Raw genomic sequence first — 10,792 nt, 5'->3', positions numbered from 1 at the left:
GGGTGGGCGTGCGGCGCGGGCGTACGGGGGCGTACGCGGGCGGCGGGGTGCGTTCGATGTAACACCCGTGAAGCGAGTGCTCAACGGGGCAGTCATCGACGGCTGATGGAGTCACGCCGCACCCCCCGCACGGCATGCACTTCCGGAGGTTCTTTTGAGCCAGCCCCAGCCACCCACCCAGGAGCAGTTGGACGCGTACATACGGACCAGACTCGCCCTGGCCGGCGTCGATCTCGATCTGCTGCCCACGCAGCCGGACCCCGCGACCGGCGTCCCCACCCGTGACCAGGCCCTGCGCTCCCTGCGGTCCTTCGTCACCGCGGGACCGGTCGCCATCGCGGGCTGGACGCCCCCGGTGACCGGCACCCCGGCCCCCGCCTACGCCCAGCAGGCCTCGCCGCCGCTGATCTATCCGTCCATCACCGAAGCCTGGACGGGACGGACCGGAGACTCCGGGGACGCCGGGAAGGGGGCCGGACGATGAGCCGCGCACTCAACCGCCGTACGTTCCTGGCCAGTTCGGCGGCCGTGACAGGAGCCGTCGTCAGCGGAACCGCCTTCGCGGCCCCTGCCGCCGCGCAAGCCACCACCGCCCCAGCGGCCTTCACCGGGTCCACCGGCTCGTCGGGGCGCAAGCCGTACCTCCCCGACATCGACGTCCGGGACGCGGCGCGCCGCGACCCCACCGAGGCGACCCTCGCCGAGGCCGCCGTCCTGATGAGCCGCCGCCGGCTGACCTCCGTCACGCTCGTCGAGGCGTATCTCGACCGGATCGCCGCCCATGACTCCACCTACCAGGCGTACGCCGAGGTCACGGCCGAGAGCGCGCTCGCCGCCGCCCGCGGGGCCGACCGGAGCGGCGGACGCGGCGGAGTCCTCAGCGGTGTTCCGCTCTGCATCAAGGACAACTACTTCACGCGCGGGGTGCCGACGCGCTGCAACTCGTACATCTTCGAGGACTTCGTCCCCGACCACGACGCCACCGCGGTCGCCCGGCTCGTCTCCGCGGGCGGCATCGTCCTCGGCAAGGGCCAGATGGGCCCGCTCGCCACCACCCGTGCGACCACGCCCAACGGGACCGTCACCACCGTCAACGCCTGGACCCCGGAGAACCCGTCCACCGATCCCGGCGGCTCCTCCACAGGTCCGGCCACCGCCGTCGCCGGACGGCTGGCGTCGTCCTCCATCGGCACCCAGACCGGCGGCTCCATCGTCCAGCCCTCCAACCGGCAGAACCTGACCGGGCTGAAGCCCACCATGGGCCGGGTCTCCGCCCATGGCGTGATCCCGCTCTCGTACACCCGCGACCATCCGGGACCGCTGGCGCGCGACGCCATGGACGCGGCACTGATGCTCACGGTGATGGCGGGCCCCGACCCGCGGGACCCGCGCACCCTCGGACTTCCCGGACTGGCGGATCTCGTACGGGCCGCGACCCCGGTGGTCTCGCGGGGCAGGGTGAAGCTGCGCAGGGCCACCAGGATCGGGGTGCCGGCCGACTTCCTCGGCTCCGCGACCGAGGTGCGGACGGCGTTCCTCGACAAGCTCGACTCCATCTCCGGGGTGACGCTCGTCGACATCACCTATCCGGCCGACTGGGGGCTGCTCACCGGTACGTTCAACGACGCCCGGCTGTCCGAGCGGACCGAGCCGTTCCGGTACTGGCTGCGCGAGGACCCGGCGAAGTTCGGGGTGTCCCTGCTGAGCTGGCTCCAGGGGCTGATGCTCTCCGGCGACGAGTGGATCACCGCGCAGCGCGCCAAGAACCATCTGCTGCGCGAGGTCCTCGACGGTGTCATGGACCGCTGCGACGTGCTGCTCCAGACCGGTCCCGTACCGTTCGACATCCTCGGACTGCCCGAGATCGCGTTCCCGGTGGGCTTCACGGCGGGGATTCCGGCCGGGGTGATCCTGGGCGGTCAGCCGTACGAGGAGGACCGGCTGCTGGAGGTCGCCGCCGCCTACCAGGCGGTGACGGACTGGCACACCCGGCGCCCGGCGGACCCGGCGACCGCTCCGGCGGGCCGGACCGCGCAGCGGATGGCGGTCGCCAGGCCGCGGATCACGGCCGAGGAGGCGGCGGCGCAGAGCGCGTGACCGATCCCGCGGGACCCTTCGTGATCCTGCGGGATCCTCCCCGGTGATCCCGCGAGATCCTCCGGTGATCCCGCGGGATTCCCCGGCCGCGGCCTGTCGGTCGCGGCCGGGGGCGTTTCGTCCGGTTCCGTCCCCCGGGGTCCTCTCGTGGAGTTCCCGCGAGACGACCCCGGAGAAGGTCACTTCAGCGCCGCCGTCATCATCTTCTGTGCGACCGGTGCGGCCAGACCGTTGCCGCTGACCTCCGAGCGCGCCGCTCCCGAGTCCTCCACGACCACCGCGACCGCGACCTCCTTGCCGGTGGCGGTGTCCTTCGCGTACGAGGTGAACCAGGCGTACGGCGTACGGCTGTTGTCCACGCCGTGCTGGGCCGTACCCGTCTTGCCGCCGACCTCGGCGCCGTCCACCCGGGCGTTCGTCCCCGTACCGTCCTCGACGACCGTCACCATCGCGCTGCGCAGTTGCCCGGCGGTGGACGAGGAGACGATCCGGGTGGTGTCGCCGTCCGGGTACGAGCGCAGGGTGTCGCCGCTCGCGTCCACCACCTTCGACACCATGTGCGGCGCGGCCAGCAGCCCGTCGTTCGCGAGGGCCGCCGAGACCATGGCCATCTGGAGCGGCGTCGCGGTCACATCGAACTGCCCGATCCCGCTCAGCGCCGTCTGCGCGCGGTCCATCCCGGACGGATAGACGCTCTCAGAGGCCCGCACCGGCACGTCCTGCGTGGTGTCGTCGAAGCCGAACCGTTCCGCCATCGCGCGCACCTTCTCCTGCCCGAGGTCGTCGGCCATCTTCCCGAACACGGTGTTGCAGGAGTAGGCGAGGGCGGTGCGGATGGAGGCGTTCTCGCAGGGCGCCGAGCTGTTCTCGTTGCGGAGCACGGTGGTCGTGGTGGGCAGGGTGTACGGGTCGGGGCTGTCGGTCGGCTCGTCGACCGAGCTGTACAGACCGTCCTCCAGCGCCGCCGCCGCGACCACCAGCTTGAAGGTCGAGCCGGGCGGCAGCGGCTGCCGCAGCGCGCGGTTGACCATGGGCTTGGCCGGGTCCCCGGTCAGCTCCTGCCAGGCGTCGCCGTCCGTCGTACCGCTGATCCTCGTCGGATCGTACGAGGGCGTGCTGACCACCGCGAGCACGCGCCCGGTCACCGGATCGATCGCGACCGCCGCGCCCTGCTTCCCGCCCAGCGCGCGGTAACCGGCCTCCTGTACGGCGGGGTCGATCGTCGTCAGGACGTCGCCGGGCGCGGTCTGCTTGCCCAGGAGCGCGTCGACCGGGTTCTTGAGCCGGCTGTCGGTCCCGTCGAGCACATCGGAGAAGATGCCCTCGATCTGGGTGGAGCCGTACGCCTGCGAGCTGTAGCCGGTGACGGGCGCGTACAGGGCGCCGTCGGTGTAGGTGCGCTCGTACGCGAGATCGCTGCCCGTGGTCCTCCGGGAGCCCGTGACGGGCGACCCGGCCACGATGATGTCGCCCAGCGGCCGCGCGTACTGGGCGATGAGGTTCCGCCGGTTGTGCTTGTCGTCGGCGAGGGCCTTGGCCTCGTACGCCTGCACCCAGGTCGCCCGTACCAGCAGGGCGAGCACGAGCAGCAGGCAGGTGACCGCTGTGCGTCTGATCGTCTTGTTCATCCCGTTGTTCATCGCGTAACGAGGGACGAGCGGGCCGGGAGCGGTCGTTCCCGTCGGCCGGGCTTCTCAGAAACTCTTCAGGAACGCTCAGGGCTCCCGGGGGCGCCAGGAGTCCCGCAGGGTCAGGAGCACCTCGTCGGTGTCCTCGCCGCGCCCCGCCGCGTAGTCCCGCCCGTACCCGCTGACCACGAAACCGCACTTGGCCAGCGCCCGGAGCGAGCCCGCGTTGTCGGCGGCGGCGCGGGCGCCCAGCGGCCGTTCCGGTACGAGGTCGAGCAGCGCGCGCAGCGCGGCGGTCGCGATACCGCGGCCCCAGTGGGCGCGGTCGATCCAGTACGTCACCTCCCGCTCCCCGGGCGGCCCGTACACCGCGGCGTGCCCGGCCACCTCGCCGTCGGCCAGCACCGTACGGTTGACGGTCTCGGCCGAGGCCAGGATCCGCGCCCAGTGGGCGTCGAAACGGGTCCGGTCGGTGGGGTCCTCGGCGGTGAAGGCGGCCATCCGCCGCGCCTCCGGGTCCTGCTCCATCACGAAGAAGAGCGGCAGATCGCTCTCCCGCACCTCGCGCAGCCCCACCTCCGGAGGCTGGTGGCCCGGGCGGTCCATCAGAGCCTGCGGGTCGCGAGCGTCAGACGGTCGCGGGCGTCGAACAGGGCGTCCTTGATCATCTGCTCATGGCCCGGGGTCAGCCGCGCCACCGGCACCGAGCAGCTGATCGCGTCGCGCGCCGGGGTCCGGTACGGGATCGCGACACCGAAGCAGCGCAGCCCGAGGGTGTTCTCCTCGCGGTCCACCGCGTACCCCTGCTCGCGTACGGTGTGCAGCTCCTCGATCAGCTTCTCGCGGTCGGTGATGGTGTGCTCGGTCAGCGCCGGCATGGTCTCCGGCAGCATCTTGCGCACCTGCTCGTCGCTGTGGGTCGCCAGCAGGGCCTTGCCCAGCGAGGTCGAGTGCGCGGGCAGCCGGCGGCCGACCCGGGTGAAGGGCCGCAGATAGTGCTGGGACTGGCGGGTGGCGAGATAGACGACATTGGTGCCGTCGAGCCGCGCGAGGTGGATGGTCTCGGTGGTGTCGTCGGAGAGCCGGTCCAGGGTGGGGCGGGCCGACGCCACCACCTCGTCGCCGTCGATGTACGAGGTGCCGACGAGCAGGGCCCGTACCCCGATGCCGTACCGTGTGCCCGTCGCGTCGGTCTCCACCCAGCCCAGCTCGACCAGGGTCCGCAGCAGCATGTACAGGCTGGACTTGGGGTAGCCGACCGCCTCCTGGACGGCGGCGAGGGAGTGCATGCCGGGGCGCCCCGCGAAGTATTCGAGCAGTTCCACCGTCCGTACGGCGGACTTGACCTGTGCTCCACCGGTCTCCGAAACCGTCATGGTCCCTCGCCCCTTTTCGCCTTCCGGACCGCTCTTGACCACGCGGAACGCGCGGAAATAGAGTCCCTACAGATTCACCATCAAGAACTTTGTTCAGAATACCGAACAAGGTCCGATGGGTGGCAGTCGGCAGGGAAGGAAGCCACGGTGGCAGCAGCACCAGTCTGGAGTGTCGACCCCCGAACGGGGAAGCCACGTGAGCAGGTCGCGCACGAGGCCACGGCCGAGGAGGTCGACCGCGCGGTGCGCGGGGCGCACGCCGTCAGGGACGCGCTCGCCGACCGTACCGTCCGCGCCGCCCTGCTCCGTACCGCGGCGGATCTGCTGCACGCGTCCCGTGAGCACGTCATCGAGGCCGCGGACGCCGAGACCGCTCTCGGCCCGGTCCGGCTCACCGGTGAACTCGCCCGTACGGCAGCCCAGTTGCGGGCCTTCGCGGAGGTCGTCGAGGAAGGCGCCTTCCTCGACATCCGGATCGACCACGCCGACGCGGACCGCACTCCGCCCTGGCCCGATCTGCGCCGCTGGAAGGTGCCGCTCGGGGTGGTCGCGGTCTACTCCGCGAGCAACTTCCCGCTCGCCTTCTCCGTACCCGGCGGTGACACGGCGAGCGCGCTGGCGGCCGGCTGCCCGGTCGTCGTCAAGGCCCATCCGGACCACCCCGGCACCTCCGAGCTGTGCGCCTCCGTGCTGCGCAGGGCGGCGGCCCAGGTGGGGCTGCCCGAGGACGTGCTCTCGCTGGTGCACGGATTCGAGGCGGGCGTCGAGCTGGTGCGGCACCCGCTGGTCGCGGCGGCCGGTTTCACCGGTTCCGTACGCGGCGGGCGCGCGCTCTTCGACGCGGCGGCGGCCCGGCCCGTGCCCATCCCCTTCCACGGTGAGCTGGGCTCCCTCAACCCGGTGGTGATCACCGAGGCAGCGGCGGCCGAGCGCGCCGAGCAGATCGGCGCCGGTCTCGCCGGCTCGATGACACTGGGGGAGGGGCAGTTCTGCACCAAGCCCGGCTTCGTCCTGGCGCCCGCCGGAGCGGCCGGGGACCGGCTGGTCGCCTCCCTCACGGCGGCCGTCAGCGAGACCGAGCCCGGCGTGATGCTGGACCACCGGATGCGGGACGCCTTTGTCGCGGGCGTACGGGAACGGGCCGAACTCCCGGACGTGGACGCCCCGATCACCCCCGGCGCGGGCGGCGAGCACACCGTCAGCGCGGGCTTCCTGACCCTGCCCGCCGACGCCCTCGCCAAGGACGGGCCGCACGATCTGCTCCTGGAGGAGTGCTTCGGTCCGGTGACCGTGGTCGCGCGGTACGCCTCGACCGACGAGATCAGCGCCGTACTGGCGCGGCTCCCCGGCAATCTCACCGCCACGCTCCACATCGCGGAGGCGGAGGCCGAGGGGACGGTGCCCGGGACCGCCGAACTGCTGGCGGAGCTGACCCCGCTGGCCGGGCGGGTCCTGGTCAACGGCTGGCCGACCGGTGTCGCCGTCGCGCCCGCGCAGCACCACGGCGGTCCGTACCCGGCGACCACCTCGACCTCGACTTCCGTCGGCGCGACGGCCATCGAACGCTGGCTGCGGCCGGTCACGTACCAGTCCACGCCGGACGGGCTGCTCCCGCCGGAGCTGAGGGACGCGAATCCGCTGGGGCTGCCGCGGAGGGTGGACGGACGGCCGGAGAATCCGGCGCATGACTGAGGGAGCGGCGGAGGGTTCCGGGGGCGCGGGGAGCGCGGGCGGTTCCGCGACGGAGCCGCCCCGGTCCGGTGGAGCTGCCCGATCCGACGGAGCTGCCCGGTCCGGTGGAGCTGCCCGAACTCCCGTTTCCGCTGCGGGCGTACGGTCCCGACGGCGCGTGGGCGTACGGTGACGGCGCGCTCACCGGCCGCGCGGGCGCCCGTCAGGACCGTTTCGTACCCCCGTCGGCGGAGTCCCTGGAACCGGCCTCCGACGCGCCCCGGCTCCTCGGTGTGCCGGAGGGCGACTTCCAGCTTCTCGCCCGGGTGACGGTCGGCTTCGCCGCCGCCTTCGACGCGGGCGTGCTCTGTCTGGAGGTCGCCGAGCGGCAGTGGGCCAAACTCTGTCTGGAACTGTCCCCCGACCGCCCCACGATCTGCACGGTCGTCACCCGCGGCCACTCCGACGACGCCAACTCCTTCCAGGTGGCGGGCGACAGCTACTGGCTGCGGATCAGCCGTACGGGCAGGTCGTTCGCCTTCCATGCCTCCCCGGACGGCGCGAACTGGACGTTCGTCCGCGTGTTCACGCTGGGTACGGCGGCGGAGGCCGCGTCGGCGCGCGTCGGCTTTCTGACGCAGTCGCCGAGGGGCGAGGGGTGTGCGGTGAGGTTCGACGGGATCGCCTTCAGGCCGGAGGGACTTGAGGACCTGAGGGACGGAAGCTGAGGGACGGAAGCTGAGGCGGAGGGCGCCCGGCGGCTCAGCGCGGTGCCGGGCAGGGGAGCCTCGGGAGTCCCGGCGGGATTCATCCGGGAGCCCCTAAGGTGGCTCGCTGTGACAGCAGCCTCCGCGGCCCCGCCGCTCCTCCGTGACCGGCGGTTTCTCCTTCTTGTCTCCGCGCGCACCATCTCGGTGCTGGGCAATGGATTCGCCCGTGTGGCACTGGCGTTCGCGGTGCTCGCGCTGCCCGGCGCGGGGCCCGGGAAGCTGTCGTTGGTGCTCGCCTGTCAGGCGCTGCCGCAGCTCGTGTTCGTACTCGTCGGCGGGGTGATCGCCGACCGGATGTCCCGCTCCCGGCTGATGGTGCTCTCCGACGTGGTCGGCGCGGCGGCGTACGGGGGACTGGCCGCGATGGTGCTCACCGGCCACGCGCCCCTGTGGGCCATGTGCGTACTGGCGGTGCTGGCCGGGACGGCCACGGCGCTCTTCCTGCCGGCCATGGAGGGCGTCGTACCGCTCATCGTGCCCAGGAGCCGTCTCCAGCGGGCGAACGGGATGCTGCGGGTGGGCACGAACAGCGCGATGCTGCTCGGCCTCGCGCTGTCGGGAGTGGCCGTCGCGCTGGTCGGAGCGGGCTGGGCGCTGGCCCTGAACGCCGGTTCGTTCGCGCTCAGCGCCCTGCTCGTCAACGGTCTGCGGCTCACCACCTCGCCCCGCGCAGTCTCGTCCGGCTGGGCGGATCTGCGTGACGGCTGGTACGAGTTCTCCTCGCGGCAGTGGCTGTGGGCGGTGGTCGCGCAGTACGCGGTCGTCGTCGCCGCGCTCCAGGCCACGGTCGGGGTGCTGGGCCCGCTGATGGCGGACGACCGGCTGGGCGGGGCACGGGCCTGGTCGCTGATCGTCGCGGCGCAGGCGCTGGGGACGATCGCGGGCGCGGGAATCGCGAGCCGTGTACGGGTACGGCGGCCGATCCTGGTCGCGGTACTGGCGACCTTTCCGGCAGCGGTCCCGATGATCCTGCTCGCCGGTCAGGCACCGGTCTGGCTGATCGCGGCGGCCATGTTCTGCTCGGGCATCGCCAACGACATCTTCGGGGTGCTGTGGTCCACGACCCTTCAGCACGAGGTCCCGGAGGAGGCGCTGTCGCGGGTCAGCTCGTACGACCTGTTCGGATCGCTGGCCTTCGCCCCGCTGGGGCTGCTGCTCGCGGGGCCGATCGCCGCGGAGACGGGCACGGGCCCGGCCCTGGCGGGGTGTGCGGCCCTGGTGGTCCTGGCCACGGCAGCGACGCTGCTCGCTCCCCGGGTCCGCTCACTCCGCTCCCCCGAGTACTCCACGACATCCTCCACGGCATCCCCCGCCACCTCTGTCCCCGCGCCCCGGCCGCCGGTGGGCAAGTGACCGCACATGGGCGGGTCGTGGTCACGGATTCAGCCGCGACGCAAACCAGGGCTTCAGCACGGGCAGTACGTTCGCGGGCTGCATGGCCTGCGTATGGTCGAGCCCGTCCAGGACCCGCACATCCCATCCGGCGGCCTCCAGCTCGGTGCGCCCGCTCATGACCGCGGCGGCGATGCGTACGGTCACGCCGCCCCAGCTCTCGCCGTACGGGATCTCGTCCGCCGACCCGGCGAAACACAGCCGCGGGCAGGCGATCCGCGGCTGCGCGGCCCGGTCGTCGAAGTCCTGGAGCGCCTCGTACAGCGTGACGAACTGCCGGGTCTGAGGCTCCGTCATCGACACCTCCACGGCCGACCAGTCGTAGTCCTCCACGGAGTCGCCAGGTGACTGCTCGGGGTACGGGGGTGTGCTCGGGGCCGGGTCCGGCGTCCGGTGAGCGGCCATCTGATGCGTGGCCATGGTGACTTGGAGCATCTCGGCGTACGGGCCGCCGATGGACGGAAAGCCGCCCATGACGAGCGCCGAGAGACGATCGGTACGGATCGCGAGCTGGAGCCCGCTCAGCGCCAGCCATGAGTAGCCGTAGTACGCGAACCGGTCGGCGCCCGCGGCGTCGGCGACGGCCAGCAGATCGGCGGCGACATTGCCGGGGGTCAGCGTGTCCGGCTTGGGCGTCTCCATGACATGGCCCTCGTAGTCGAACGCGACCACGCGGAACGTATCGCTCAGCCCCTCGATCAGGGACCGGCCCAGCGCGGGGTCCACGCCCCATCGCCGCAGCTCATCGGCCTTCGCCCCGTCGGCCGGCCGTGGGTCGACCGGGAGCAGAAGGGCCGGTCCTGTGCCATGGATCTCCAGCTCGATGGGGCTTCCGTCGTGCAGTTCCGCTTCGGTCATCGCTCTCTCCGGGATGGTTTCCGTACGCTGTAAGGAGATCGGGCGAGTTCACAATACCGTACGGCGTAAGGAATTCAATCGTGAGCATCATCGCAGGTCAGGGAGGCGCGGCTGTATCGATGGCCCTGCTGTGGGCCCAACCGGGAGAGCAGGGCCCGCGTACCGCTCCCGGCCCCAAGCCCGCGCTGAGCGTCGACGCCATCGTGGAAGCGGCGATCGCGGTGGCCGACGCGGACACCATGGCGGGGCTGTCGATGCGCACGGTGGCCGAGCGGCTGGGGCGCTCCTCCATGGCCCTCTACACCTATGTGCCCGGCAAGGCGGAACTCCTCGACCTGATGTACGACCGCGTGCACGCCGAACTGTCCACCGGGCACAACCCGGGCGAAGGCTGGCAGACGGCGGTGGAGACCTGGGCCGGGGATCTCAGAGCCTTCTACCTGCGGCACCCCTGGGTACTCCAGGTCTCCTACGCCCGCCCGGTCCTGGGCCCGCACGAGCAGGCGGTCCTGGAATCACTGGCAGCCATGCTGTACGAAACCGGCTTGCCCGCCAGGACCTTGCGCGCTGTCGTCAGCTGCCTGTTCCACTTCGTACGGGGCTCCGCCCGGACGACCGCCGAGTCCCGCCGGGCGGCATCGGCCACGGGCGTGTCCGACCAGGACTGGTGGACCGCCCGCTCAACCCTCCTGAACGAGGTCGCCCCGGACTTCGCCGACCGTTTCCCCCTGTCCGTACGCCTGGCCAAGGAGAGCGCCGCCCCGCCCGAGGGCGAGCCCGCGCCGTCCTGGGACCACCAGCTCGACGACGCATTCACAATCGGCCTGAAGGTCCTCCTGGACGGCGTGGAAGCAACCCGGACCGCTACCGCCTCATTGCCATGACGGAGCGCGTGCCGGAACTCGACGATCAATTCGGATCACCGGCGAGGAAGACCGGGTTCGCCCGGCCTCCGGGGCGGGGGGCCGGGGCAGGTGGAGGGTCCCTCCGTATGATGGGG

At 72.0% G+C, this 10,792-nt stretch carries 10 protein-coding genes; 6 read left to right on the top strand and 4 right to left on the bottom strand.

The window, feature by feature from the left end:
- Positions 1–154: 154 nt before the first annotated feature.
- Positions 155–484, top strand: coding sequence for a hypothetical protein (locus tag WH07_RS10530; RefSeq protein ID WP_046498476.1), 330 nt, complete (start codon positions 155–157; stop codon positions 482–484).
- A complete protein-coding gene (locus tag WH07_RS10525; protein WP_046498472.1) occupies positions 481–2,097 on the top strand; it encodes an amidase in 1,617 nt (538 codons plus the stop codon). The genes WH07_RS10530 and WH07_RS10525 overlap by 4 nt, the downstream gene beginning before the upstream one ends.
- 179 nt (positions 2,098–2,276) lie before the next feature.
- On the opposite strand, the gene WH07_RS10520 is transcribed toward WH07_RS10525, so the two are convergent.
- From WH07_RS10520 to WH07_RS10510, 3 genes are all read right to left on the bottom strand, one after another.
- Positions 2,277–3,725, bottom strand: coding sequence for a penicillin-binding transpeptidase domain-containing protein (locus tag WH07_RS10520; RefSeq protein WP_046498470.1), 1,449 nt, complete (start codon positions 3,723–3,725; stop codon positions 2,277–2,279).
- Between the two features lie 87 nt (positions 3,726–3,812).
- Entirely contained in the window at positions 3,813–4,331 is a 519-nt protein-coding gene (locus WH07_RS10515) for a GNAT family N-acetyltransferase (protein WP_046498467.1), read from the bottom strand.
- The gene (locus tag WH07_RS10510; protein WP_046498464.1) at positions 4,331–5,101 is read right to left on the bottom strand and encodes an IclR family transcriptional regulator; all 771 of its coding nucleotides are present in this window, start codon (positions 5,099–5,101) and stop codon (positions 4,331–4,333) included. The genes WH07_RS10515 and WH07_RS10510 overlap by 1 nt, the downstream gene beginning before the upstream one ends.
- 147 nt (positions 5,102–5,248) lie before the next feature.
- Here WH07_RS10510 and WH07_RS10505 point away from each other — a divergent pair, with 147 nt between their 5' ends.
- The 3 genes from WH07_RS10505 to WH07_RS10495 all read left to right on the top strand — a co-directional run bounded on the left by WH07_RS10505 (position 5,249) and on the right by WH07_RS10495 (position 8,895).
- On the top strand, positions 5,249–6,793 hold the full coding sequence (locus WH07_RS10505) for an aldehyde dehydrogenase (NADP(+)) (RefSeq protein WP_079023124.1): 1,545 nt from the start codon (positions 5,249–5,251) through the stop codon (positions 6,791–6,793).
- A gap of 104 nt (positions 6,794–6,897) precedes the next feature.
- Positions 6,898–7,500: a DUF1349 domain-containing protein gene (locus WH07_RS10500; RefSeq protein ID WP_046498481.1), complete on the top strand. Its 603-nt coding sequence runs from the start codon at positions 6,898–6,900 to the stop codon at positions 7,498–7,500.
- Between the two features lie 108 nt (positions 7,501–7,608).
- A complete protein-coding gene (locus tag WH07_RS10495; RefSeq protein ID WP_232788808.1) occupies positions 7,609–8,895 on the top strand; it encodes an MFS transporter in 1,287 nt (428 codons plus the stop codon).
- A 21-nt stretch (positions 8,896–8,916) separates the two neighbouring features.
- Here the strand turns inward: WH07_RS10495 and WH07_RS10490 are convergent, their stop codons facing one another.
- On the bottom strand, positions 8,917–9,792 hold the full coding sequence (locus tag WH07_RS10490) for an alpha/beta fold hydrolase (protein ID WP_046498461.1): 876 nt from the start codon (positions 9,790–9,792) through the stop codon (positions 8,917–8,919).
- 80 nt (positions 9,793–9,872) lie between these two features.
- Between WH07_RS10490 and WH07_RS10485 the strand changes: the two genes are divergently transcribed.
- Complete coding sequence (locus WH07_RS10485; protein ID WP_046498458.1) at positions 9,873–10,676, top strand: TetR/AcrR family transcriptional regulator C-terminal domain-containing protein; 804 nt, start codon at positions 9,873–9,875, stop codon at positions 10,674–10,676.
- Positions 10,677–10,792 lie beyond the last annotated feature (116 nt).

This window comes from Streptomyces odonnellii (assembly GCF_000981895.1).
Taxonomy (GTDB): domain Bacteria; phylum Actinomycetota; class Actinomycetes; order Streptomycetales; family Streptomycetaceae; genus Streptomyces; species Streptomyces odonnellii.
The sequence above is the reverse complement of the archived record's forward strand: the minus strand, read 5'-3'. Positions and strand labels throughout refer to the sequence as shown.

What these genes read in the sequence shown, in the direction of transcription:
- WH07_RS10525 (WP_046498472.1), top strand. Translation starts at nt 481, where the DNA reads ATGAGCCGCGCACTCAACCGCCGTACGTTCCTGGCCAGTTCGGCGGCC.
- WH07_RS10520 (WP_046498470.1), bottom strand. Translation starts at nt 3,725, where the DNA reads ATGAACAAGACGATCAGACGCACAGCGGTCACCTGCCTGCTGCTCGTG.
- WH07_RS10515 (WP_046498467.1), bottom strand. Translation starts at nt 4,331, where the DNA reads ATGGACCGCCCGGGCCACCAGCCTCCGGAGGTGGGGCTGCGCGAGGTG.
- WH07_RS10510 (WP_046498464.1), bottom strand. Translation starts at nt 5,101, where the DNA reads ATGACGGTTTCGGAGACCGGTGGAGCACAGGTCAAGTCCGCCGTACGG.
- WH07_RS10490 (WP_046498461.1), bottom strand. Translation starts at nt 9,792, where the DNA reads ATGACCGAAGCGGAACTGCACGACGGAAGCCCCATCGAGCTGGAGATC.